Genomic DNA, 24,430 nt, shown 5'->3' with positions numbered 1-24,430 from the left:
TATACTTTCAACTTACCCTTTACCATCCTGCCTTTCTTAACACTTGACACGTTTGCGTTTTTCGTATATTATACCTAGTAATTCTATGTATAGAAAGTGGAGGTACTAGTAAAAATGCGCGTACTTGCAGTCATCGTTATCATCCTGGGTCTGGCCGCCATCGTTTTAGGGATAATGTTTATTCCGCAGGCAAGCTCCGGGCAGAAAGACATCGAAGTATCTATTGCGCCCCTGAAAATCAACGAAGTTGACGAAAAATATGATGCGGTATCGGCAAAATATGATGTTTTAAAAGCAGCCGAAGAGCCGGGGATACAAGGTCAAACAGCCGCACCTTCCATCAACTATGTTTATGTTTCCGCGCAGCGGGCTTTACTGGGACTGGCTAAAGCCAATATCGGGACCGTCAAGGCCATACGGATCATGGGCATCGCCGATATCATCATCGGCGCGGGTCTGGTGCTGGGCGGCTTCGTCATGCTGCGCAAAAGCGCCTAGATAACCACTAAAAAACCTACAACTGAATAGCCAAAAATACCGCACCTCATAGATGGAAACATCGAGATTTTCCCGGCACATCCATCTATGGGGTGTCAGTATTTACAGATAGATATTTACCCGCCTCTCAGATATAATCCCTTTATACTGAGGACTCGCGGTTACGCAGTCCCGCGCATAAGAGGAGAAATGCCATGGAGCCAAAACAGTACGAGGTAGTCATTAAGCTGGTGGGCAATAACAGCCCCTGCCACTACGGGCACCAGGTAGGCGACGAATGGGTCTTCGATTACGCCACACCGCCGGGCATGTGCAGCCTGGCCTACAACGCCATTTACCCCGCGGCACTGGCGCTGTATTACGGGGCGGTCTTTCCCTGGACAGAGGACCCGGATGTTATCATGCTGTCCTGCCCGGACGTCGAGGTGGGCAACCGCTTCGAGCTGTGCCGCAGGGTAAAAAAATAACCCCCGCCGCTCTATTGCCCCGCCGGTATAAAATTGGGGGCTGACCCGCGGTAAATTTGAGGGTTAACCCGCTGTTCAAAGCAAGTACCATGAAGCACACTGATTAAATAAAGCGTTTATTTTTCAGTCTTTCCACGTCAGCGGCGAGGCATTCAAATGACCACGGTAAAAACTCTGGAATTCAGTAAAATAATCGCGGAACCTCTCCACGAAGCCAACGGCTATTGTCCCCGGTGCCACAGTGTCGCCCACTTCACGGTGGACAAAGGTTTCGGTTATCTCAAGCGGTGCCCGAGCTGCGGCAACCTGGAATACCTGCGTCCGAGGGTTCTGAAATTCGACCAGCGCTCCCGGCAGTGGCGGTAAACGCCTGAGGCTTTTCCGACTGAATTGCGGGGAGGGCTCCTAGCCCGGCGCTTCCACGGTTATCGTTGTACCTGCACCCGGCTCCGACTTCATGGTTATCGTACCCCCCACCAGCTGCACGCGCTCCTGCATGCCCGCCAGCCCGAGCTTGCCTTCCTTGGCTAAATCCCCCACCTTGCCGGCCAGGGTAAAGCCCTTACCGTTGTCCTTCACAGTGATTTTAGTGCTCCTGGCGCTGAACTCGATGGTAATTTCCGCGGCGGTGGCGCCGGAGTGCCGCCGGACGTTGGTTAAAGCTTCCTGGATAATGCGGAATAAAGCGATGGCGCCCTCTTCCGGCAGCCGGTGCTCCTTGCCTATCACGCTGACCCTGGTCTCCACGCCGGAATACCGGGTGACCTCTTCCGCCAGCCAGCGGATAGCCGGCAGCAGGCCAAGACGGTCGATAGCCGCCGGCCGCAGGTCCTGGCTCAAACGGCGCACGCCCTGGAGTATCCGGTCCGTCTGCTCCCACAGCTCTTCCAGGCGCCGCTGCGTTTCCGCGGAAAGCCCTTTTTCACTGGAAGCCAGGGAGTCCAGCTGCCGGGAAAGCACCACCAGATCCTGGATGGTCTCATCGTGGAGTTCATGGGAAATGCGCTTTCTTTCTTCTTCCTGGGCGCGGGTGGCCTGCTGGAGATAAAAATGCAGGTTTTCATTCATTCTCTTCTGCTCGGTAATATCCCGGGCGATGTTTTGAAAGCCAACCGGCTTGCCCTTGTCCAGCACTATGCTGGTGGAAAGCTGGATGAAAATCTCGCTGCCGTCCTTGCGGATAACCTTCTGCTCGTAGGGCTGCTCCACCGGCTCATGTTGCAGCAGTTTTCGGCGGATTTCATGCGCCAACTCCAGGCTTTCCTGAGACAGCATGTTCCTGGCGTTCATCGTGTAAATTTCTCTCCGGGTGTACCCGATTATTTTCTCCGAGGCGGGGTTAAAGCTGATGAAGTTACCTTCAAGGTCGTGTATCCAGATGCCGTCAATGGCGTTCTCGAAAAGCGAGCGGTACCTTTCCTCGGACGCTTTCAGGTCGAGCTGCGTAGCCTCCAACTGCTTGCGGTACTCCCGCTCGCGGCGCAGCGCAGCGAAACTGATGGCAATCACGTTGCCCACCACGAATACCGTCGCCGTCTCGATGACCGGGTTGAGCAGGGCATCTTCGATAAAGATAATGCGCGGCAACATGCAGGCCAGCGCCGCCAGCGAGGTGTAAAAAGCCCCCCGCCACCCGAAAACGAAACCCGCCCAGATAATAGGCGCCAGGTAAAGGATTCTTTCCACGGCGTGACGGGAAAGATGTAAATCCTCCGTCAGGCGGGTGATAAAAGCCGGATGCGGCAAGGAGTCCCGGTAATAAGGGATGGTGATAAGCGCGATAACGGCGATGATAAGCCAGAACCCCGGATTACGCAGAGTGCCGACTATTTCTTCCTTTATTTCACGGCGGGCCAAAGCACTACCTCGAACGGCAAGAACGCTATTCTCAGGGTATGTCCTCCAGAGTCACCCAGCCCTCTTTCAGCGCCCGCACCACCGCCTCCGTCCGGGAGCTTACCTGGAGCTTGTTGAAAATATGGCCCAGATGGGCCTGCACGGTGCGCAGGCTGAGGCAAAGCTCGTCAGCGATGTCCTGGTTGCTCAGGCCGCGCGTGGCCAGCCGCAAGACCTCTATCTCGCGGTCGCTCAGCACCTCGGCTTGTTTTTGTCCCACCGGTTTGCCGGGCGCCGGCACGAAGCGGTTAAGCACTTTACGGGCGATGGACGGGTGCAGCACCGATTCCCCAGCGTGCACCTGGCGTACCGCTTCAATAAGCTCACGCCCGCGCACGCTTTTCAGCAAATACCCGGCCGCGCCCGCCTCCAGCAGACTGAAGACAAACTGGTCGTCATCATAGGCAGAAAGTATCAGCACGGCGATAGCCGGATAGAGCTTTTTAATTTGCCGGGTGGCTTCCACGCCGTCAATCCCCGGCATGGCGATATCGATAATGGCTACGTCCGGCCGTGAGGAGCCCGCCAGCTTGATAGCCTCGGCGCCGTCAGCGGCTTCCGCCACCACGTCCATATCCGCTTCATGTTCCAGTATCTGGCGGGTGCCGTCCCTAACGACGGCATGGTCATCCGCGATTAAGATTTTAATTTTATCCATCCAACACTCTCCACGGCATATTTATTATGATACACCACAGGGGGAAAGTACTCAATTAATTATTAAGATGCGAGTTCAGATTGGCCGCCGGTGATTACTTTAGCCGTGTGCCTCACCCCTCATTCATTAGATATTTTTACCCCTTGACGTTATAATATTATTATCTGCCACGGGGCAGAAGAAAGAGGGCTGCTCAATATGCGGCGTTTCTCCCCGCCGGGGTGGGTCTCAATACCACTATGCCTGGCAGCCATCAACCTGTTTTCCAACTGTGCCGTAGAAACCTCGAACGTTTTTATCGCGCTCTACGCCAAGGACCTCGGCTCCTCCAACTTTCATGTCGGTCTTATCGCCGCTACTTCAGGCATAGCGTTTTTCATATCGTCCCTGTTGTTCGGGCGGCTTTCCGATTCCTACGGCCGGATGGTTTTTATCCGGGCCGGGCTGGGGCTTACGGCGCTGTCCTACCTTTCCCAGATACTGGCCCATTCCCCCATGACCCTGCTGGCCGCCCGGGGGATGGTGGGCTTCGCCATCGGCATCAACTCATCGGTCATCATGGCCTACACCTATGAAAACCAGAAACAGATAGGCAGCTTTATCTCTTACGGCGCGCTGGGCTGGCTGCTGGGCGCGGTGACCGCCGCCATCGTAAAAAACTATACGGCGCTTTTCATCATCAGCGCCTCGGTGGCGCTCATGGCGTTCCTTGTCTCTTTCCTGCTGACGGAAAAGGTCATCCACCGCATACGGGTGGCCGTTTTCCCGACGGCCCTGATAAAAGCCGACTACAAGATATACCTGGCGCTGTTCCTCCGGCAGCTGGGGGGCAACGCCATCTGGGCGGTCTGGCCGCTTTACCAGGCCGGCATAGGCGCCACCAAGACGTGGATAGCCATCGTGGAGGTGACGAACATGGTGGGACAGATTGTTTTCATGCGTATGGTGGAAAAGTTCAACCCGGTGCGCATGTTCCAGGCGGGGCTGATACTATCGGCGGGGGTATTTATCGCTTACGGCTTCGCCACCCGGTACTGGCAGCTGGTACCCATCCAGCTGGTGCTGTCTTTTGCCTACTCCAGCATGTTCGTGGGCGCTTTGAGCTACCTGCTGCGGCGCCATACGGAGTACGGCACCACCTCCGGGCTGATGAACTCCGCCAACGCGGTGTCCGGCGTATTCGGGCCTTTCCTGGGCGGGGCCGTTTCCGAGGCGTGGGGCTACCCATCCCTGATGTATGTCAGCGCCGGCATTACCCTGATGGGCGTGCTGACCTCCCTGGGGCTGAAGAAACGCAAGGGCAGCAAAGCCGCGATGACCGGCTGAACGCTTGTCATTCACGCCGCCTTAAGGTAAAATTCTAACGCACGGAGGGGTGTCCGAGTGGCCTATGGTGACGGTCTTGAAAACCGTTGTCGGTGCAAGCCGACCGTGGGTTCGAATCCCACCCCCTCCGCCAGCCTATACCGCAAAAAAGGTCGTAATAGCCGGAGCCATAATATAGAGTAAAAAACTATATGACACCAGATAACAAGGCTTCCCGGTTCCATATCCTGGATGCCTTCCTGATATTCATCCCATTTTCTATTATTTTCTATTACCTGGAAGTCCACCCGGTGCTGACGTTAATCACTACCGGCGCGGGGATAGTGGGGCTTTCTCACGTAATCGCGGAAAACACCGGCATCATCGCCCAGCGCGTTTCCAATACCATTTCCGCGCTGATTAACGCCACCTTCGGCAACGTCATCGAGTTTTTTATCGCCATCTTTTCCCTGCGCAGCGGCCTGGTGGAAATGGTCAGAGCTTCCATCATCGGCTCCATCGTCCTCAACGTGCTGCTGCTCATCGGGCTTTCGATGGTCTTCGGGGGACTGAAATACAAGGAACAGCGTTTCAATAAAGACTCGGCGGGGCTTTCCTCCACGATGCTCGTCATTATGGTGGCGGGACTGGTGCTGCCTTCCATGTACAGCCTGCTGCTGTCCAAGCCCGCGCACGCCATGAGCCTGGCCGTTTCCGTGGTGCTGGGAATAGTTTACCTTTTGAGCCTGCTCTATACGCTGGTAACCCACAAGCACCTGTTTTTGGTGGAGCGCGAGGCGCCGCGTTCGCCGCTTAACCACACGTGGTCGGTGCGCACGGCCGCCATTCTGCTTTTCCTGGCCGTGGGGCTGGCCAGCTATGAGTCCTACCTACTGGTGGAAACCCTGACGCCGCGTATCGCGGATCTGGGGCTGAACCAGACATTCCTGGGGCTGGTGATTATCGCCATCCTGACCAATATCCCGGAGCATATCAGCGCTATCAGCTTCGCGCGTAAGAACAACATGACGCTTTCCCTGGAGATTGGGATGAGCTCCGCTTTGCAGATAGCGCTTTTCGTGGTGCCGGTACTCGTCCTGTTAAGCGGCCCGCTGGCGGGAATTTCCCTGGACCTGGAGTTCGGCCCGTTTTCCATAGCGGCGCTGGTGATGACCGCCATGATAGCCAACTACATCAGCGCGGATGGCATCTGCCACTGGCTGGAAGGCGTACAGCTTATCGCCGTTTACGTGCTGATAGCCATAGCGTTCTATTTTATCTAAAGCCATTCCGGTAAACTGCTGTTCCGGGAATTGACCCGATTTTACCAGGAATTATCAACCGCCGAAGTTGACCAATGACTACTCTTCTATACTGACCTTGTTCAGCCAGGCAAAGCCCATCTCGTTCAGCTCATAGCCTTTGACGTAAGGCTTGACCAGCACGTAGTTCTCCCCGAACCACAGCGGAATAATGGCGGCATCATCTACCAGCGCCTGCTCCGCCTGCCGGTACAGGTCAAGGCTCCTGGCGGCATCAGGCTCTACGCCGGCCGTATCCAGCAAGGCGTCCACGGCCGCGTTGGCATAGCCGCCGTAGTTGTTTTCCGCGCCGCTGTGGAAGAGCACGTCCAGGAAGTCCTGGGGGTGGGGATAATCGGCTATCCAGCCCATATCAAACAGGTTGTCTTTTTCCTCCTGGAGGTAATAGATATACCGCTCCGGGTCCAACGCCCTGACCGTTACCTCTACCCCGAGGTTTTCCCGCCACTGGGTGATAATGGCCTCCAGCACCGAGGATATGGCGCCGCCGTAGCCGGAGGTGGTTAAAACAATCGGGGGGAGGTTGGACACATCACCGTAGCTGGAAGCGGCAATCAGGGCCTTGGCCTGGGCAACGTCAAACCCCAGCCCCGCCACATTTTCATTGTAGCCGGGGATGCCGGGCGGCAAAATGCCGTCAGCGCGCTGGTTCATGTTGCGCAAGGTCAAAGCGATGATTTTATCTTTATCTATGGCCATGGAAAAGGCTTTGCGTATATTAACATCGTCGAAGGGGGGCTGGGTGGTGTTAAAGCCCAGCCAGCTAAAGCTCAACTCCGGTTTTACCTGGAGCTGGGTATAAAAAGTCCCGGCCGTATCTTCCACGCGGTCAATGTAGTCGGTATACACATCGGCAACATCTATCTGGCCGAGCTCGTACAGGTTCATGGGAATACCGGCCCATAAAAGGAACCGGACTTCCTGTAGCCTGGCTTTTTCGCCGTAAAACCGGGGATTCCTTTCCAGGACTATCAGGGTGTTGGTCTGCCATTCCTTGAGGATGAACGGCCCGGTGCCGTTGGGGTGATACCACCAGCCGCTCCCGGCGGCCACGTTGGTTTTATCCACCACCATGGCGGTGGGATAGGTCAGCTTGGAAAGGAAATAAGACCGGGGGGCGTCTATGGTCACCTGCAAGGTATAATCGTCCAGGACTTTAACGCCGCTGATTTCTTTAGTCTGGCCGGCCATCACGTCCTTCACCCCTACTATATCACCCAGGTAAGTGGCCACCACGGTGGAGCCGGTGGCGGGGTCAGCGGCGCGCTCCCAGGAATACTTGAAGTCGGCGGCGGTGACCTTTTTACCGTCCTGGAAGACCACATCTTTACGGAGGGTAAAGGTGTAAGTAAGGTGGTCATCGCTTATCGTCCAGTTTTCCGCGATATCCGGCGCCGGCTCAAGGTTACTATCCAGTTTTACCAGCCCGTTAAATATCTGGGCGATGTATTCATAAGAGTTCATGTCCCCGGACACCGCCGGGTCCAAGGTATAGGGGTCGGTGCCGTAGAGCTTGAGGGTGCCGCTGCCGGTACTTGGGGTAGTAGTAGCGGGCGACGGCGTAGTGGTCTGATTATTGGGGCAGGCAGTCAGCAGCAGACAGCCGCACACCGCCAGCAGCATTAACAACAATAAGAGTTTTTTCATACTATGCTCCGAAACACCCCATAAATCCAATATAACACAAATTATCAGACCCTGCACAACGAGGTTTTCAAGCTAATATTCCAGGGTTTCAGGGAGTTCCAGGCGACCCAATTTCACCTAGATATTTGACATTTGTCACATTTTATGCTATTTTATGACTGCAAACTTCTCCGGGGAGGACATCATGCTTCCCAACGAGATTCTCATATTAATGGCCATCGTGGCCGATGCCAGAGCCGGCAAGAAAATACTTTCCCACCTGCTGGATATATCCGGTGAATACATCGGGTATTTTTACAACTCGCTGGTCAACCGCGGCTACCTGAAACACCACGGCCTGGACGGCTACCAGCTTACAGCGGCGGGCCGGGAAGCGATATCCGGTCTACTCAAGAAAAGCCGCGCCACACCTAAAGACATCGTGGCGGGACTGCGGGCGCTGGGTATCACACTGAGTCCGGAGCAAGCGCAAAAGATAGAAAAGACGGCGCGGGAAGCCGTCCGGGCGGGGTAAAAAAGACCGCCGCGCCCCATGACACCGCCACACAGGGGGAAGCAAGCCTGTGTGACCTCCTTCATTATAGTGAGCTATGTATTCAACGCGCAGGGTACATAGCTCACATTTTTATGGTCCCTTGATAACCCCCTGTTTCAAAAACGAGCCTAAGTAATGTACTACTTATCCTTTCCAACAATTGAATTATTTTTTACTTCAACATATAATCTTTAACAAACGCCAAAAAATAAGGAGAAGGAAATGATACCAGAAGCGTACGCCAAGTACTATAAAGGCAAGCCCGTAGCGGATTTTACCAAGCTTTACCCGCAGCTGACCGCCAAGTCTTTCCATATCTGGGGATATGAGTGGAAATCCCCCTACCGCATGGACTGGTTCTGCGTCACCGAGCCATTCCTGATGATTAACGACCCACATACCCACGACTTTGACCAGTTTTTAGCGTTCCAGAACGCCGACGCCACCCACGTTAACGACTTCGACGCCGAGGTCTGGCTTTACCTGGGCGAAAAGGGCAAACAGGAAAAACTGGTTATCACGGAAAGCTGCTTCGTGCATGTCCCCAAGGGCATGGTACACACGCCGCTGGAGTTCAGGGTAATCAACAAGCCCATCGTTTTCATGGACATTGCACTGACCGCGGACTACGTGCGCAAGCCGGAAGACAAGTCCAAGCCGGTGATGCGGGAACGGCACGAACGCTAAACTAAAAACAAACAGGAAATCCAATATCGCGCGGGGAGGGCTTTAAAACAGCCCCTGCCTTTTCAGGCTGTTGTAGCTCTTCCCGCCGATGATGATGTGGTCCAGGACGTCTATACCTACGATTTCCCCGGCGCTGGCCAGTCTTTTAGTCAGGGCGATATCTTCCTCGGAAGCCTCGGTGTCACCGGAAGGGTGATTGTGCACAAAAATCACCGCCGCCGCGCTGGCGGATATCGCTTCCTTGAACACCTCCCGCGGGTGGACGATACTGCTGTCCAGGCTCCCCACCGATATCTCGGCGGTACGTATCAGCTGGTTGCGGGTATCCAGCAGTAAAGCCAGGAAATACTCTTTCTTTTTGTCTTGGAGCCTGCCCTGCACCACCCCCACGATGTCTTCCGGGGTCTTGAGCGAGGTCTTGTCCGCCGACTCCCCATAGCCCGACAGCCGGTTGGACAGCTCCACGGCGGCCTTTATCTGGGACGCCTTGGCGAGACCGATGCCCCTTACCCCGGACAGCTCTTCAACCGAGGCGGCGGCGATACCCTTGATCCCCCCGAACCGGCTGAGCAAACGCTGCGCGGTGACCATGACGGACTCCCCGGAGATGCCCCTCCCCAAAATAAGCGCCAGTATCTCCTGGGCGGAAAGCGCCTCCACCCCTACTCTCTGGAGTCGCTCCCGGGGGCGGTCGGCGGGGGGCAGGTCATGAATGGTCATGGACCTGGCGGTATTTTCACGCGGCTTTTTCATTTTAGCCCAGTCTATCACCTTATTCGCCCCAAAGCAAGATGGATTCCATAACCAATATTCATCATACCCTGAGTGCTCTCTTAAGGTTTTACCGGAAAATCACGGGGGTTAACCACCACGGGATTTAATGGTGCGGTGGCGGCAGATTAAGGGTTGTCCAGATTCAAAAATAACGGCATTATGTCTATTATCTTTGTATAGATGAAAAACAATGAATTGTCATCTGAAAGTCTTGTAAGCCAGAGGAGAAAAATGCTCAGCCTAGTCCGCGCCAAAGCCTGTAAACGATGCGGCGGCGACCTCTCAGTAGAGTGCGATGTCTACGGCGTTTATATAGAGTGTATCCAGTGCGGCGCCACCTGGAACCAGAACAGCATCAACCTTAATGCCGCCGCCGGTGAGAAACCCCTTAAAGCCGTAGCCGCCAAACCGCGTTCCGCCGATATCACCGCCGAGTAAGCCCCTGAAGCTTTCCGGCTAATTCGCCGCTACACCGGTAAGCACCGTCTGCCACCGCGCGTTCAGACCGTCCATATCGAATCCGTATACCTCAGTCAGAGCCTCGTCGTAGCCGCTCCCCTCGCTGAAAATGTTCAACAGCTCCAGCATTTTATCCCGCCCGTATTCACTGATAAGGTAGGACACGAACTCGAAGCTCTCAGCGTAAGACAGGATAGACAAATCGCCGTAGGCGGAAAAGGGGCTGGTCAGGCTGCGCACGGAAAGCAGCGTATCGTTCTGCAAGGCGGTGAACAGGGCGGTGGAGAAATAAACGGCCAGGGGGCCTTCGGAATACATGGCCAAGCCTTCGTCCAGCCAGGTGGGCAAACCGTTATAGGGATTAAACGTCACCTGATGCACCACCAGGTGGGTAAGCTCGTGGGAAATGGCGCCTTTGCCCCAGGCCAGGCTGGAGGCATCCGTGGCGATGCCGATGGCGATAACGCTGTACTGCGTGAAAGCCACCCCGCCCGTCCACTCCTGGGGGTATATCATCGAGCCCTGCAAGTCCGTTGAATTAGCGTAAATATAAATGCTTACCGGGTTCTGAATCTCGGCGCCGGTGTTCTCGGAAAGACGGCCCAGCGCCTGCTGGGTGGCATCCATCAGCTCGGCGGCGAAAGCACCGTCGCCTTCATACCAGTAAAGCGTTATCAGCCCCTCCTGGAGCGACTGCCAGTCATAGCGTTCATCCATAATGTTGACCCGCTGCGGCACGGTCTCCAGCGTTTTGCCGCCGGCATCGGTCAGCGTCCACCAGTAGTCAAGGCTGGTACCCGGCGGGAACCCGCCGGTCTTGCGCATGTCCATCATCCATTGCGCCGCCACCGTTTTGGCCGGAGTGAAAGTGATGAATATCTCGCTGACGATTTTTACATGCTCCATGCGTTCCACAGTATAGTGGAGGCGGATATCGGTGATATTTACATCACTCCGGGCATTAACGGTAAAGACGATACTGGCCGGGAAATTCACCGTGGCGGTGCTGCCGGTAACGGATAATCCGCCGCTGGCGCTGACCGCTGCGGGCACCAGCAATACCAGCACTAAAGCTATGGCTAATAACGCAAAGATTCTCTTTTTCATGGTCCCTACTTACCCATTATAGACCTTAAATACGCATCGATAAAGCCGTCCAGCTCACCGCCGAGCACGGCCTCGGTGTTGCTGGTCTCATAGTCCGTGCGATGGTCTTTGACCATGCGGTAAGGATGCAGCACGTAGCTCCTGATCTGGTTGCCCCACCCCGCCTCTATCCGTTTCCCCTTGAGCCTGGCTTTTTCCGCCTCCCGCTTTTCCAGAGCCTGTTCCAGCAGGCGCGCCCGCATAATCTTGAAGGCGAAGTCCTTGTTCAGATGCTGAGAGCGCTCGCTCTGGCAGGACACAGTGATGCCGGTGGGCAGGTGCGTTAGCCTGACGGCGCTGCTGGTTTTCTGCATGTGCTGGCCGCCCGGCCCGCTGGAGCGGAAGGTCTCCACCTTGATATCATCCGGTTTAATATCCACTTCAACGTCGCTTTCAGCCTCCGGCATGACCTCCACCAAGGCAAAAGAGGTATGGCGGGCATGGTCGCTATCGAAGGGGGAAAGCCGCACCAGCCGGTGCACGCCGTGCTCGCTCTTTAAGTAGCCCGCCGCGTAATCTCCCTTTACGGCGATAATGACCCGCTTTATCCCCGCCTCATCCCCCGGCGAGGTGTCCAGTATCTCGGTCTCAAAGCCGCGGCGCTCCGCCCAGCGCAGGTACATGCGCATCAGCATTTCCGCCCAGTCCTGGCTTTCGGTGCCGCCCGCCCCGGCGTGTATAGCCAGGATGGCGTTGCGGGCGTCATACTCGCCGCGGAAAGCCAGCTGAAATTCATATTCGTCAATTTGCCCGGTGAGCCCGTCCAGCTCTTTTTCCAGCTCCGCCAGGATGGGGTCGCCGTCACTGGCGATAGCCGCCAGCTCGTGAATGTCATTCAGCTTCTTGTCTAATCCCCGCCAGCGCTGCACGGTGCGGGTCTTTTCCGCCAGCTGGCGCATGACCGCCTGAGCGCCGGCCTGGTCGTTCCAAAAGTCAGCTTTAGCGGACTGCTCTTCCAGTTTGGCTATCTCTTTTTCCTTACCGGCGACGTCAAAGATGCTCCAAGGCGGCGGCTACGCGACCCCGTAAGTCTTCCAGTCTGGCTTGAAAATCCGGCATCTTTCACTAACTCCTCAAGTTAATTAACCGGCGGATTTTACCGCCACGGTGCTTTCTTTAACCTTTAAAAATCCCCCCGCCGCCCGGTGCGCCAGCCGCGTCGGCTCCGGTAAACGGTAGCCCCGGCAGCATTTCTCCACCCAGTATACCGCCCCCTCTAAATCTATCATATGCCCGGTGGAAACGTATACCGGCTTGACGCCGGCCCGGGTGCGCACTACCGCCCCGATGACCTCCCCGTTATCAAGAAGATCGGCGCGGGCGCCCGGCTCGAAAGCCAGTCCCCCGTGTTCACCAATCAACCTCGACTTGGCACAGCCGACGGTGGGGATGCCCAGGCAAAGCCCCAAATGCGCCGCCAGCCCGATGCGCCGCGGGTGCGCTATACCCTGCCCGTCCACCAGAACAAGGTCGGGCACATTTTCTATTTCCTCGAAGACGGGCAGCAGCAGCGGTATCTCCCGGAAAGAAAGCAGCCCCGGCACATAAGGAAAAGTGACCTTACCCGTCACTGCCTTCATTTCAACAACCTCCAGGGCGGGGTAGCTCAAGACCACCACCGCGCCCCGGCCGGTGCCGCGCCACCGGTCCACGGATACATCCACCCCGGCAATCAGGCGGGGGGATTTAACGCTGCCCGTCCGCACCACCTCCGCCGCCAGCTTGAGCTGAATTTCTTTGGCTTCGGCGGTGGTGACCCGCCAGCTATGCCGGCCGACTATCCGCATACCCTGATTATAGGCACAGTCATAAAGCGCTGGCAACATGCCATTACAGAAATCTTGATACTTGCTCCGTATTCATTAATAAAATAAAATATGCTACAATGGCACTACGGATTACGTCCGTTAAAAATGAAATAATCGGAGACGGCCTTTGACCTATTCCGTACGCCGGATGGCTAAAGAAGACCTCGACCAAGTAAACGAAATAGACCGCGAGGCTTTTCCCACCCAATGGCCGCCCGCCAACTACCGGCAGGAGCTGCAAAACCGTATTGCCCATTACATCATCGCCGCCGATGAAGACAGGACGGTATCCGTCCCCGCCGCCGCCCCCAAGAGCAAGACCGGGCTCATTTACAGGCTGCTACCCTGGATTAAGAAACCGGCGCCCGTTCCCGCCGCCCCGACGCCGCCCGTTAACCACCAATACATCGTGGGGTTTTCAGGGCTGTGGATGATGGCGGACGAAGCCCACGTGACCAACCTGGCGGTGCGCCAGGAGTACCGGGGCAGGGGGCTGGGAGAGCTTTTGCTTTTGGGGAGCATCGACCTGGCCGCCGAGCTTAAAGCCAGTTTCCTGACGCTGGAGGTACGCGCCTCCAATACCGTGGCGCAGAGCCTTTACCGCAAGTACGGCTTTATGCAGATGGGCATACGCAAAGGCTATTACCTGGACAACCGGGAAGACGCTATCATCATGACCACGGAAAGCCTCAGCACGGAGTCCTTCCGCGAGCGGGTGAGCAGGCTGCGGGCAGCCTTGGCGAAAAAGCTGAAGTAAAGGCCAAAGCTCATGCCAGTGAAAGCTAAAACCCGGGCGGGGGGAAAAGGGGAGGCGGTTTCCGTCCCCTGCTCTGAAGCTGGCACCGGAGGGCATCATTGACCCGTTATCCCCGGCCAATGGCCGCTTTTTCCCAAATTCCAACCTCCCGCTCTATGCCCCTTTGTCTTTTTATGATAGAATTATATTCCAGGGGACAAGTGGTCAAGGAGGAACACGGCTATGTCAGGACATTCCAAGTGGTCTAAGATAAAACATCAGAAGGGCGTTGACGATGTTAAGCGGGGCAACCTTTTTACCAAGCTGACCCGTGAAATAATCATCGCGGCTAAAGAAGGCGGCGGCAGTACGGACACCAATTTCCGCCTGCGCCTGGCCGTCCAGAAAGCGCGCGACAGCAACATGCCCATGGACAACATCGACAGGGCTATCAAGAAAGGCACCGGCGACCTGTCCGGCGGCGCGCTGGAAGAAATGACGCTGGAGGGCTACGGGCCTAACGGCATGGCCGTCCTGGTAAACGCTTTAACGGATAATCACAACCGGACCGTGCAGGAAGTACGGAGCACCTTTACCCGCCACGGCGGTTCACTCGGCGCCAGCGGCTGCGTGGCCTGGATATTCGAATCCCGCGGCGTTATTTCAATTCCCAAGGAGCCGGACATGGACGTGGATGACCTGACGCTTACCGCCATCGACCTGGGAGCGGAGGACGTGCAGGCGGAGGGTGAATTCCTGGAAATATACACCAAGCCGGACGCCCTGTTCAAAGTGCGGACCGCCCTGGAGGAAAAGAAAATAGCCGTGGAGTCCGGCGAGCTGCAAATGGTGCCCAAGACCCTGGTCAAGCTGGACGAGAAAGCCGCCACCCAGGCGCTGAAGCTACTGGACAAGCTGGAAGAAATCGACGACGTGCAGAACGTGTACAGCAACGCGGATATACCGGATAACGTGCTGGCCGCGATACAGTCGGCGTCATAAACCGAATATTGTTAGGTACAAGGATTCCCCACAGATGACGCAATGAAAATCTTAGGAATCGACCCGGGCACGGTAGTGATGGGCTACGGCGTGGTGGAGAGCGATAACGGCGAGCTGAGCCTGGTCGATTTCGGGGCGATAACCGTTCCAGAGAAATTGCCCATCGGGGAGCGGCTGCGGCGCATCTATGACGAACTCCTCAAAGTGATTTCCCGATACCGGCCGGACGCCATCGCCGTGGAACAACCCTTCGTCGCCAAGAACGTGCGCACGGCCCTGGCCATCGGCCGGGCCCAGGCCATCGCCCTGCTGGCCGCCGCCCAAAAAAGCATCCCCGCCTTCGAATACACGCCGGCCCAGGTGAAACAGCGCGTGTCCAACTACGGCGCCAGCAGCAAGGAGCAAATCCAGGAGATGGTGCGACTCCAGCTCCGCCTGGCGGAGGTCCCCCAGCCCAATGACGCCGCGGACGCCCTGGCGGTGGCCATCTGCCACGCCAACGAGACGCACATCAGCAACCTGCTGGCCGCACAGGGAGAGAGCTAATGATAGCCAGTCTGACCGGAAAAATAGAGTCGCTCAACGGCGATAGCGCCATCGTGAACGTGGGAGGGGTGGGATTCCGGGCTTACATGCCCACCTCCGCCCTGAGTACCATCGGCAAGCCGGGGGATACGGTGAAAGTCTTTACCCACCTGCACGTGCGGGAGGACAACATCACCCTTTACGGCTTCCCCACCGCGGAGGAGCTATGGCTCTTCGAGACGCTGCTGGGCGTGACCGGACTAGGGCCCAAGCTGTCTTTGGCGATGCTCTCCGCCCTCACCCCGGACCAGATTACCATGGCTATAGCCACCGGCAGCGCGGACATGCTGGACATGATACCGGGCATCGGCAAGAAGGTGGCCGGCCGCATTATCCTGGAGCTTAAAGACAAGATAGGCGCGGGGTGGGCAGCCACGCCGGCCACGGAGATGACCCGGGAGAACGCGGATGTGCTGGGGGCACTGACATCGCTGGGGTATTCCGCCGGCGAGGCCGTCAAGGCGGTAGCCGCCCTGCCCGCCGACCCGAAGCTGAAGCTGGAGGACAAGGTCAAGCTGGCTTTGCAGTACCTGGGGAAGAGGTAAAGGATTAATAAAAACTCCCTTAATCCCTTCCTTCGGTAAGCTCAAGACAGGCTTTACGAAAGAGGGCTACAGCTAACGTTTTGCCTCTCCCTTTTGTAAAGGGAGATTGAGAGGGTTTTTATGCATCGGTACAGCCCTGCCTCAAAGCAAATAGCCCAGCAGCTGAGAAGGAACATGACCGATGCCGAGCGCCTACTCTGGTCTCACCTGAGGATGAAACAACTCAAGGGTTTCATGTTCAGCCGTCAAAAACCCATTGGTAGATACATCGCGGACTTCTATTGCCATAAGGCGAATCTGGTGATCGAAGTTGACGGTGGGCAACATTTATCAGGCGATTCTATTGAATACGATGCAATCCGTAACGAATATATGAAAAACTCCGGGATTACAGTGTTAAGATTTGCTAATACCGATGTAATGAATAATATCTCAGCGGTATTGGAAGAAATTAACAAAAAACTCGCTTAATCCCTCTTTACGAAAGAGGGAGACATGGAAAGGGGTAATCTATGAAAGCATCAGAGGGCAGGATAGGCCGGGTATTCGTGGTGAGGCTGGAGGACGGGGACATGGTGCCCGGCTGCATTGAGGAGTTCGCCGCGGAGAAGGGCATAACGGTGGGGCAGGTGGTGCTCATCGGGGGGATAGGGGGCGGGGAGGTAGTAGTGGGCCCGCGGAAGTCCGAGGAAATGCCGCCGGACCCGGTGCGGCTGCCGATAGAGGGGGCGCACGAGGTGGTGGGAGCAGGCATTATCGCGCCGGACAAAGAGGGAAAACCGAAGCTGCATATCCACGCGGCGATGGGGCGGGCGGGGCGAACGCTGACGGGGTGCCTGCGCTACGGCGCCGCGACATGGCTGGTGGGGGAGGCGATTATCTATGAGGTGGTGGGGAGCGGGGCAAAGCGCCTGCCGGACCAGGCCAGCGGGTTTGATTTGATGGAGATGTGAGGGGGGATGGATAGTACGAACCCCTTTTCCTCTTATCCCTCTCCCCGTTTACAGGGAGAGGGACGATAGTTAGCAGGATGGATAAAATATTTTTTATTCATTCATCCTTTTGTGTTATGTCAAACATGGATTAATTAACCCTGGATAGTAATTGAACGGGCAATAGATTCCAGCCCCCGATTGTCATACGGGGCGCGGCTGCGCTGGAATGACATTTCGCGAAATCCTCCTCTCTCCTCTTCCGATTCGTTCCTCATGCGGAATCTTTGACTTTAACAAGGAGGACGAATTACCCCAAAAGTGAATCCCTTCGACAGGCTCAGGGTGAGCGGGGGAGGAAAAGCATGGGGGGGGGGGGAAAGCAGGAGGCCTCGATTTCTCGAGGCCTCCCGGGTAAAGCACCTAGCAATTAGAGCCTGACGATCAAGCTATTATTTAGCAGCCTTATTCAAACCGGTAAAATAAATCTTGCCCTCCGGGAAGCAGGTGAAGTGGATTACCGGGCTGCCGACGCGGTGGAAAACCAGCGGGCAGTGCTCTACGCCGGCCGGGATATAGGTCATGGTGCTCCTGGTGATTATCTGTTTCTCCCCGCCCAGCCAGAGCTCAATCTTGGAATCAAGGTCGTGGAAGTCGTTGGGATTGGTGCCGAAGAAACATAACACCTCGTCGAAGTCATGCTTGTGAGGTTTGACGGCGGCGCGGGCTTTCTCCAGCATCTCATCCGTCATTTTGGGCATCGGGCCTTTGAACGGCATAATCCAGACACACTCCGTATAAAAGCCGTCCGGTATGATATCGTTATCCAGGAAGAGGATACGGCCGCCTTTGCCGTCTTTAGCTTCCGCCGGCGGGGGATTGGGGCTCCACGGCGCTTCCACTTTGGGCGGCTGGAGGAAATCGACGATTAATTTATCGGTCTTGCGGGCCGACTTTTTATTATCTTTAGTCGCCGTGGCATTCCCGGTATATTTGTTGGTCCCGCCGATGCTGAAGTGGAAGACAGGTTTATCGATTCTGTGGAAAGTGATGGGGCCGTGTTTCATGCCCTTGGGGATGAAAATCAATGAAGTTTTGGTGACGGTGTGCTTTACGCCATCCAGCCAGATTTCCAGCTCACCGCCTAAATCGCGCGGCTTTTCAGTATCGCTGCCAAAGAAGGCCAGCACTTCCTCAAAATCATGGGTATGCTCTTGCATATAGGGTTCATCGCCCTTACTTTTTTCCATGCCCGGCAGGAACCAGACGCATTCGGAGTAGATTCTGGCACCGGGAACAATAGTGTCATCCAGCCAGACGATGTCCTCCCGGCCCTTCGTCCCCCCGATTTTATCGGTACGGAAGGCAGGTAATTTGACGCCTTTCTTGGCATCGGTGATGAGATATTTAGCCATTTTAGACTCGACCATGATAAACCTCCATATATTACTTTCTATCAAATATCATATTATCAGCAACCGGCGGCGGTTCCGCGCCGGCGGCGAATATACGAGAGCACTATCGGTACGTAACTGATTATATTCCTTTCGCCACCGCCCTATCAAGAACCGGCGCCTCCGGGCAGTAAAGGACTCCGGTTATGGCGTAAAAATAACATCTCTCCTTTTAGCCCCTTCTGCGTCGGTGGAGGGGGGATTAAAGGGGAACCCTGCGACAGGCTCAGGGTGAGCGGGGGGTGGGGGACGGATGGATTCTTCGCTTTTCTTAGAGTTTCAGGCGGGAGCGAAATCCTCCTCGATCCTCTTCCGATTCGTTCCTCATGCGGAATCTTTGACTTTAACAAGGAGGACGAATTACCCCAAAGGGAACCCTTCGACGGGCTCAGGGTGAGCGGGAGGCGGGGGACGGATTCTCACACTACGCTCAGGGTGACCCGCCGCGCCCTCCCCCATAAAAGCCGCCACCCATAAGAATCAAAGCCGCCCCTCTTTTCCGCGCGGCGCGGGGATTTTATACTTTTTAATGAAAAGCACCGCCAAGGCGCGTTCACAGGAGGGGCAATATGTCTTCAGTAGAATCTCTTCTCTTCAGCATTATGATGCTGATGTTCCTCGGGGCGGTCATCGCCTTCAGCTACTTCGTCATCCGGCCGCTGCGCATCCACTGGGCGATTAACGAAGCCAAAAAGATGGTGGTTAACCGGGAAATCGGTAACGGCTGGCGTCACCGCAACGTATGGCGCACGCTGGCCACCGCCCGCAACGACCTCGAAGCCGCCGAGCTCTGGCAGCGCTTGAGAGACATCCGGGAAATAAACGAAAACTGGGCGGAGTAGCCAGTCTCCATCCCGCCTCAAGAATAAAGAAACGGCGCACCCTGTCCGTCCCAACCACGGGACAGGCAGGAGTGTCAGTCGCTATTTTTATGTAACATTCCTCACATACTCCGCCTCCCCGGACGATATATAGTAATAACAGGAGACATTAATGGTTATATTATTTATCATACTGGGCGGGGCGGCGGGGGGAGGCCTGGGATGGCTCTTCGACCGCGTGACCAAGCGTAAGGCCGGAGAAGCCGCGGCAAGCTGCGAGACCAATACCTGACGCTTCGCGCGTTCCGGCTCCTGGTCAGGGGTCCTTTACGGCATCATCCTGGGGGCGGTAATCGGGGGGATAATCGGCAACAGCATCTAGCCCTTTTTTATCTCCCGCCTCCCGTTTGTATCCTCAAATATTACGGGTTATACTATGTGCAGAGGGACGCTTTTTACCCTCACGGAGGTGCCAGGATGGCAGACAGAACCAAGCCGATAACCGTTGGAGAGACCGCGCCGGACTTCACCCTCAAGGACCAGGACGGCAAAGACTTCAAACTATCCGCCCAGCGGGGCAAGCGGGTACTGCTTTCTTTCCACCCCCTGGCCTGGACGGGCGTCTGCACCGCGCAGATGAAGTCGCTGGAAGAAAACTATAAAACGATGGCCACGCTCGATACCATACCCGTCGGGCTGAGCGTGGACGCCGTACCGGGCAAGAAAGCCTGGGCGGACGATATGAAGCTGAAGCAGCTGAGGATTCTATCCGATTTCTGGCCGCACGGGGCGGTGGCCAAAGCTTACGGGCTTTTCCGCGAGCACGGCGGCACCTCGGAGCGGGCCAACGTCATCGTCGACGGGCAGGGCAGGGTGGCCTGGGTAAAGGTGTACGAGATAGCCCAGCTGCCGGACATCAACGAGGTCATCAGCGCGCTGAAAAAGCTGTAAAAGCGGGGCGGGGACGAACCTTACCCCCCAACCCCCTCTCCGCAGGCAGAGACGGGGAGGGCGAATAGCCTGAAGTCAATCACATATATTATCCGGCGGGGGGCGGGGAAAAGGCTGGGCTGACTAGAACTTCTGTGCTATAATACGGACATGACGCAGTTCAAGATAGTTTCCGATTTCCGCATGACCGGCGACCAGCCCCAGGCGGTGGACAAACTGGCGGAGGGGCTGGAGCGGGGCTATAGATACCAGACCCTGCTGGGCGTGACCGGCAGCGGCAAGACTTTCACCATGGCCAACGTCGTCGAGAAGGTGCAGCGCCCCACGCTGGTCATCTGCCACAACAAGACGCTGGCCGCCCAGCTTTCCAGCGAGTTCAAGGAGTTCTTCCCGGACAACGCGGTGGAGTACTTCGTGAGCTATTACGACTACTACCAGCCGGAAGCGTATATACCGCGCACGGATACCTACATCGAGAAAGACGCGGACATCAACGAGGAGATAGACAAGCTGCGGCACGCCGCCACCAGCGCCCTATTGAGTCGGCGGGACGTGCTGATAGTGGCCTCCGTCTCCTGCATCTACGGCCTGGGCGACCCGGAAGAGTATAAAGGCTTCGTGGCGACGCTGAAAAAGGGCCAGCATTACGGTCGGCAGCAGCTATTGCGCCAGCTGGTTGATATGCAGTACGGCCGCAACGAGTTCGACCTGGCGCGGGGCAACTTCCGCATCCGGGGGGACACGCTGGAGATACAGCCGGCCTACGAGGACCTGGCGCTGCGCATCGAGTTCTTCGGGGACGACATCGACCGCATCATGTCGCTCGACCCGCTGACCGGCGAAATACTGAATGACATGGACGAGGTAAGCATTTTCCCGGCCAAGCACTTCGTGACCCGGCATGATAAAATGGTCAAAGCCATCGAGGAGATACGCGCCGAGCTGGGCGAGCGGCTCAAGTTCCTCAACGAGCAGGGCAAAATAGTAGAGGCGGCGCGGTTACAGGCGCGCACCAGCTACGACCTGGAGATGATGGTGGAGGCGGGCTACTGCTCCGGCGTGGAGAACTACTCCCGCATCCTGGCGGGGAGGGCGCCGGGCAGCTCGCCGTCAACGCTGCTGGACTACTTTCCCAAGGACTTCCTGATGATTATCGACGAGTCGCACATCACCCTGCCCCAGATACGGGGCATGTACAAGGGCGACCGCTCGCGCAAGGAAACGCTGGTGGACTACGGCTTTCGCCTCCCCTCCGCCCTGGACAACCGGCCGCTCAACTTCGAGGAGTTCCAGCAATGCATCAACCAGGTCATCTTTACCTCGGCGACGCCGGCGGAGTTCGAGCATACCCATAGCCAGCAGGTGGTGGAGCAACTCGTGCGGCCGACCGGGCTTCTGGAGCCGACCATCGAGATAAAGCCGACCAAGGGGCAAATCGACGACCTTTTGGAGCAGATACGCCAGCGGGTGGACAAGGGGAGCCGCTGCCTGGTGACCACGCTGACCAAGCGCATGGCGGAGGAGCTGGCGGACTACCTGGTGGAAACGGGCATCAAGACGCATTACCTGCATTCGGAGGTGGACACGCTGGAGCGGGTGGAGATTTTACGCGACCTGCGCCTGGGCGTGTACGATGTAATCGTCGGCATCAACCTTTTAAGAGAAGGGCTGGACCTGCCGGAGGTTAGCCTGGTGGCGATACTGGACGCGGACAAAGAGGGGTATCTGCGGAGCAAGGTCTCCCTGATACAGACGATGGGCCGGGCGGCGCGCCACGTGGACGGGCACGTTATCATGTACGCGGACAGGGTCACGGGGTCCATGCAGGAGGCCATCGACGAGACGATGCGGCGGCGGAAAATCCAGGAGGACTTCAACCGGGAGAACGGCATCACGCCGCAGGGCATCCGCAAGGCGGTGCGGGACATCACCGAGCGCGTCAAGGCGGCGGCGGTGGCGGAAAAGAAGGCCACTTACACGGCGGAAACCCCCGCTTCACGCGAGGAAATGGCCCGGCTGGTGCGTGACCTGGAGACACAGATGAAACAGGCCGCCAAGGCGCTCGAATTCGAGAAAGCGGCGCTTATCCGGGATAGAATCGTGGAGCTGCGCCAGGAAATGGTCATCGAGGACGGGCAGCGGTTCGTGAAAATGAAGGAGAGACGCAGATGAAACCAAAAAGCCGAGAAGAAGCCGCCAGGACGGCCGGCGCCAAAGCCCGGGAGTACATGGATAAGTACGGGAGCTGCAGCCAGAGCACTTTGCTGGCGCTCCAGGACACGTTCGACCTTAAGGACGAAAGCGTCTTTAAAGCCGCGGGGGCCATGACGGGGGGCATAGGGGGGATGCAGGACGCCTGCGGGTCTTTGTGCGGGGCGAGCCTGATGTTCGGGCAGGTTTTAGGGCGCGGCATCAACGAGTACGCCGACAAGGACAAGCTGATGGGTTCCATGACAGCGGCGGGGCAGCTTTACAAGTGGTACGAGAAGGAGTTCGGCTCCCCTACCTGCAAGGAAATCCGCACCACGTTCGGGGGAGGGGTATATTACGATATGCATATCCCCTGGCAGGCGGAGCTGGCCAAGGAAGCACGCGTGCACGAGCAGTGCGTGACGCTGGCGGAGAAAACGGCGGCGAGGGCGGCGGAGATACTCTGGGATGAGATGAATAAAAAACCTAAATCCTAAAAATGAAAACCTAAGCTCTAAACTCTAAATACTAAACTATTTGAAGGCGGGAAATGCTGGAAGAAAGCCCGGAAAAAGAGACGCGCCAGGACAAGCGGGAAGAGAAGCTGCGCAAGAAGAAGGCCAAGATAAAGCAGCACGGGAAGGGGCTGGGGAAGGTGTACAAGGACGCGGTGGAGAAGCGGGGAGGATGAGGGGATAAAATATTGCTATTTGCAAAATACCTATTTTCTAGTAAACTATACACAACAGAATGACCATGCAAGGTTACTTTTATGTTTGAATTAGATACGATTCTAAAGGGTGACTGTTTAACAGTACTTAAAAGTTTACCTGACTCTAGCATTAATTTTATCTTTACTTCACCGCCATATGCGGACAACCGGAAAAGCACCTATAAAGGCATTTCTCCTAAAGAGTACGTAAACTGGTTTTTACCCATTTCATCCGAATTGCATCGCGTACTGAAAAGCGATGGCACTTTTATTTTGAATATTAAGGAGAGAACCGAAAACGGGGAACGTCAGACCTACGTGCTTGAATTGATCCTTGAAATGAAAAAACAAGGTTGGTTATGGACGGAAGAATATGTCTGGCACAAGAAAAACTGCTATCCAGGAAAATGGCCAAACCGCTTCAGGGATGCATGGGAACGGTGTTTACAGTTTAATAAACATAAGCATTTTAAAATGTACCAAGAGGCAGTAATGGTACCGATAGGTGACTGGAGTAAAAAACGGCTGTCCAAGCTTAGTGAAACCGACCTTAGACGGGATGAATCCAAAGTTGGCAGCGGGTTTGGTAAAAATATTTCAAACTGGCTTGGGAAAAGATTAGTATATCCTACGAACGTTCTCCACCTTTCTACGGAATGCGCAAACCGGGGCCATAGTGCCTCCTTTCCTTTGTCATTACCATCCTGGTTCTTGAAACTATTTACTCTTGAAAATGATGTAGTGCTTGACCCGTTTATAGGTTCCGGGACAACGGCTATTGCTTGCCTAGACTTAAAGCGTCACTATATAGGTGTAGAAGCCATGGAGCACTATTACAATTTATCAAAAGATGCCATTAGCGAATGGCGACATAAGCATAATGGGAAATGTCAGGAAGCGGATTTATGGTCTCTATTAAAGTAGAAGACGTCGGTAATTACGTAAAAAAGAATATTGGCCTGTTTCATAACGGGAGACTTGAAAGTCTGAACGGCCTCAAACTAAATAATGTTCTTAAGAGAAAAAACCCTTATCTATTCAAGGCAAAGAATATACTGCTAGCTCAAGAATTAGTTAAAATCATTATGGATGCCTATTTATCTTCACAGGAAGAAACAATATTTGGTAATTTTTTAGAGGAACTGGCAATCTTTGTTAATGAAAAAGTGTATCAATGACCTTTCCCCCGTAAATAATGCCATTGGCTCTTAGAGTTCTCTGCTAGAATATAGCGAACGGGAGGACTCGAAATGCAGCGCAAGAAGTACACTGAAGAGCAGATTATCCAGGTGCTAAAAGA

General features: G+C 55.7%; 29 protein-coding genes and 1 tRNA gene. 22 read left to right on the top strand and 8 right to left on the bottom strand.

All coding sequences use genetic code 11. The annotated features are described in order from the left end of the window. Positions 1-114 precede the first annotated feature (114 nt). From WC370_06375 to WC370_06365, 3 genes are all read left to right on the top strand, one after another. Positions 115-498, top strand: a complete 384-nt coding sequence (locus WC370_06375; GenBank protein MFA5309096.1) for a hypothetical protein — start codon at positions 115-117, stop codon at positions 496-498. Positions 499-692: 194 nt separating this feature from the next. Further along, positions 693-965 (top strand): TIGR04076 family protein, encoded by a 273-nt coding sequence (locus WC370_06370; protein MFA5309095.1) that lies wholly within the window; start codon positions 693-695, stop codon positions 963-965. Between the two features lie 156 nt (positions 966-1,121). Beyond that, positions 1,122-1,331: a hypothetical protein gene (locus tag WC370_06365; protein MFA5309094.1), complete on the top strand. Its 210-nt coding sequence runs from the start codon at positions 1,122-1,124 to the stop codon at positions 1,329-1,331. Positions 1,332-1,370: 39 nt separating this feature from the next. On the opposite strand, the gene WC370_06360 is transcribed toward WC370_06365, so the two are convergent. Together WC370_06360 and WC370_06355 are read right to left on the bottom strand one after the other, a co-directional pair. After that, positions 1,371-2,822, bottom strand: coding sequence for a PAS domain S-box protein (locus WC370_06360; GenBank protein MFA5309093.1), 1,452 nt, complete (start codon positions 2,820-2,822; stop codon positions 1,371-1,373). Between the two features lie 31 nt (positions 2,823-2,853). Further along, positions 2,854-3,519, bottom strand: coding sequence for a response regulator transcription factor (locus WC370_06355; protein MFA5309092.1), 666 nt, complete (start codon positions 3,517-3,519; stop codon positions 2,854-2,856). Between the two features lie 198 nt (positions 3,520-3,717). On the opposite strand from WC370_06355, the gene WC370_06350 reads away from it, so the two are divergent. The 3 genes from WC370_06350 to cax all read left to right on the top strand — a co-directional run bounded on the left by WC370_06350 (position 3,718) and on the right by cax (position 6,107). Continuing rightward, positions 3,718-4,845 carry an MFS transporter gene (locus WC370_06350; GenBank protein ID MFA5309091.1) on the top strand — a complete coding sequence of 376 codons (1,128 nt, stop codon included), beginning with the start codon at positions 3,718-3,720 and terminating at the stop codon, positions 4,843-4,845. A gap of 43 nt (positions 4,846-4,888) precedes the next feature. Continuing rightward, positions 4,889-4,978, top strand: a tRNA-Ser gene (locus tag WC370_06345). 58 nt (positions 4,979-5,036) lie between these two features. Then, positions 5,037-6,107, top strand: coding sequence for a calcium/proton exchanger (cax, locus tag WC370_06340; GenBank protein ID MFA5309090.1), 1,071 nt, complete (start codon positions 5,037-5,039; stop codon positions 6,105-6,107). 78 nt (positions 6,108-6,185) lie between these two features. On the opposite strand, the gene WC370_06335 is transcribed toward cax, so the two are convergent. Then, positions 6,186-7,793: a peptide ABC transporter substrate-binding protein gene (locus tag WC370_06335; GenBank protein ID MFA5309089.1), complete on the bottom strand. Its 1,608-nt coding sequence runs from the start codon at positions 7,791-7,793 to the stop codon at positions 6,186-6,188. A gap of 184 nt (positions 7,794-7,977) precedes the next feature. Here WC370_06335 and WC370_06330 point away from each other — a divergent pair, with 184 nt between their 5' ends. Beyond that, positions 7,978-8,307: a hypothetical protein gene (locus WC370_06330; protein MFA5309088.1), complete on the top strand. Its 330-nt coding sequence runs from the start codon at positions 7,978-7,980 to the stop codon at positions 8,305-8,307. Between the two features lie 243 nt (positions 8,308-8,550). Continuing rightward, positions 8,551-9,015: a hypothetical protein gene (locus WC370_06325; protein MFA5309087.1), complete on the top strand. Its 465-nt coding sequence runs from the start codon at positions 8,551-8,553 to the stop codon at positions 9,013-9,015. Between the two features lie 42 nt (positions 9,016-9,057). Here WC370_06325 and radC read toward each other — a convergent pair whose 3' ends face one another. Further along, entirely contained in the window at positions 9,058-9,768 is a 711-nt protein-coding gene (gene radC, locus WC370_06320) for a DNA repair protein RadC (GenBank protein ID MFA5309086.1), read from the bottom strand. Between the two features lie 252 nt (positions 9,769-10,020). On the opposite strand from radC, the gene WC370_06315 reads away from it, so the two are divergent. Next, positions 10,021-10,227, top strand: a complete 207-nt coding sequence (locus tag WC370_06315; protein MFA5309085.1) for a hypothetical protein — start codon at positions 10,021-10,023, stop codon at positions 10,225-10,227. Positions 10,228-10,245: 18 nt separating this feature from the next. Here the strand turns inward: WC370_06315 and WC370_06310 are convergent, their stop codons facing one another. The 3 genes from WC370_06310 to nfi form a co-directional block, all read right to left on the bottom strand. Then, complete coding sequence (locus tag WC370_06310) at positions 10,246-11,355, bottom strand: peptidase MA family metallohydrolase (GenBank protein ID MFA5309084.1); 1,110 nt, start codon at positions 11,353-11,355, stop codon at positions 10,246-10,248. Between the two features lie 5 nt (positions 11,356-11,360). Continuing rightward, positions 11,361-12,453, bottom strand: a protein-coding gene (gene prfB / locus WC370_06305; GenBank protein MFA5309083.1) for a peptide chain release factor 2 whose coding sequence is annotated in 2 segments (ribosomal slippage) — positions 11,361-12,386 and positions 12,388-12,453 — 1,092 coding nt in all. Because the reading frame shifts where the segments join, the coding sequence is not laid out codon by codon here. Between the two features lie 23 nt (positions 12,454-12,476). Continuing rightward, positions 12,477-13,220, bottom strand: coding sequence for a deoxyribonuclease V (gene nfi / locus WC370_06300; protein ID MFA5309082.1), 744 nt, complete (start codon positions 13,218-13,220; stop codon positions 12,477-12,479). Between the two features lie 109 nt (positions 13,221-13,329). Here nfi and rimI point away from each other — a divergent pair, with 109 nt between their 5' ends. From rimI to WC370_06270, 6 genes are all read left to right on the top strand, one after another. Further along, complete coding sequence (rimI, locus tag WC370_06295; protein MFA5309081.1) at positions 13,330-13,959, top strand: ribosomal protein S18-alanine N-acetyltransferase; 630 nt, start codon at positions 13,330-13,332, stop codon at positions 13,957-13,959. A gap of 222 nt (positions 13,960-14,181) precedes the next feature. Next, the gene (locus WC370_06290) at positions 14,182-14,940 is read left to right on the top strand and encodes a YebC/PmpR family DNA-binding transcriptional regulator (protein ID MFA5309080.1); all 759 of its coding nucleotides are present in this window, start codon (positions 14,182-14,184) and stop codon (positions 14,938-14,940) included. 42 nt (positions 14,941-14,982) lie between these two features. After that, positions 14,983-15,486, top strand: a complete 504-nt coding sequence (gene ruvC / locus WC370_06285; protein ID MFA5309079.1) for a crossover junction endodeoxyribonuclease RuvC — start codon at positions 14,983-14,985, stop codon at positions 15,484-15,486. Next, positions 15,486-16,070, top strand: coding sequence for a Holliday junction branch migration protein RuvA (gene ruvA / locus WC370_06280; GenBank protein ID MFA5309078.1), 585 nt, complete (start codon positions 15,486-15,488; stop codon positions 16,068-16,070). The genes ruvC and ruvA overlap by 1 nt, the downstream gene beginning before the upstream one ends. A 120-nt stretch (positions 16,071-16,190) precedes the next feature. After that, positions 16,191-16,541, top strand: coding sequence for an endonuclease domain-containing protein (locus tag WC370_06275; protein ID MFA5309077.1), 351 nt, complete (start codon positions 16,191-16,193; stop codon positions 16,539-16,541). Positions 16,542-16,582: 41 nt separating this feature from the next. Further along, the gene (locus WC370_06270) at positions 16,583-17,023 is read left to right on the top strand and encodes a PPC domain-containing DNA-binding protein (GenBank protein MFA5309076.1); all 441 of its coding nucleotides are present in this window, start codon (positions 16,583-16,585) and stop codon (positions 17,021-17,023) included. Between the two features lie 431 nt (positions 17,024-17,454). Here the strand turns inward: WC370_06270 and WC370_06265 are convergent, their stop codons facing one another. Beyond that, positions 17,455-18,432 carry a hypothetical protein gene (locus tag WC370_06265; GenBank protein MFA5309075.1) on the bottom strand — a complete coding sequence of 326 codons (978 nt, stop codon included), beginning with the start codon at positions 18,430-18,432 and terminating at the stop codon, positions 17,455-17,457. Between the two features lie 593 nt (positions 18,433-19,025). Here WC370_06265 and WC370_06260 point away from each other — a divergent pair. The 7 genes from WC370_06260 (at position 19,026) to WC370_06230 (ending at position 24,308) form a co-directional block, all read left to right on the top strand. Further along, positions 19,026-19,298: a hypothetical protein gene (locus WC370_06260; GenBank protein MFA5309074.1), complete on the top strand. Its 273-nt coding sequence runs from the start codon at positions 19,026-19,028 to the stop codon at positions 19,296-19,298. A 456-nt stretch (positions 19,299-19,754) separates the two neighbouring features. Further along, the gene (locus WC370_06255) at positions 19,755-20,228 is read left to right on the top strand and encodes a peroxiredoxin (GenBank protein ID MFA5309073.1); all 474 of its coding nucleotides are present in this window, start codon (positions 19,755-19,757) and stop codon (positions 20,226-20,228) included. Between the two features lie 150 nt (positions 20,229-20,378). Beyond that, entirely contained in the window at positions 20,379-22,400 is a 2,022-nt protein-coding gene (uvrB, locus tag WC370_06250; protein ID MFA5309072.1) for an excinuclease ABC subunit UvrB, read from the top strand. Next, positions 22,397-22,915: a C-GCAxxG-C-C family protein gene (locus tag WC370_06245; protein ID MFA5309071.1), complete on the top strand. Its 519-nt coding sequence runs from the start codon at positions 22,397-22,399 to the stop codon at positions 22,913-22,915. Before uvrB ends, WC370_06245 begins: the two co-directional genes overlap by 4 nt. 53 nt (positions 22,916-22,968) lie before the next feature. Continuing rightward, positions 22,969-23,109, top strand: coding sequence for a hypothetical protein (locus WC370_06240; protein MFA5309070.1), 141 nt, complete (start codon positions 22,969-22,971; stop codon positions 23,107-23,109). An 81-nt stretch (positions 23,110-23,190) separates the two neighbouring features. After that, entirely contained in the window at positions 23,191-24,054 is an 864-nt protein-coding gene (locus WC370_06235) for a site-specific DNA-methyltransferase (GenBank protein MFA5309069.1), read from the top strand. Continuing rightward, a complete protein-coding gene (locus tag WC370_06230; protein ID MFA5309068.1) occupies positions 24,036-24,308 on the top strand; it encodes a PmeII family type II restriction endonuclease in 273 nt (90 codons plus the stop codon). Before WC370_06235 ends, WC370_06230 begins: the two co-directional genes overlap by 19 nt. Positions 24,309-24,430: the final 122 nt, after the last annotated feature.

Source organism: Dehalococcoidales bacterium (assembly GCA_041652735.1).
Taxonomy (GTDB): domain Bacteria; phylum Chloroflexota; class Dehalococcoidia; order Dehalococcoidales; family RBG-16-60-22; genus RBG-13-51-18.
This window is presented reverse-complemented; position numbering and strand designations above follow the sequence as displayed.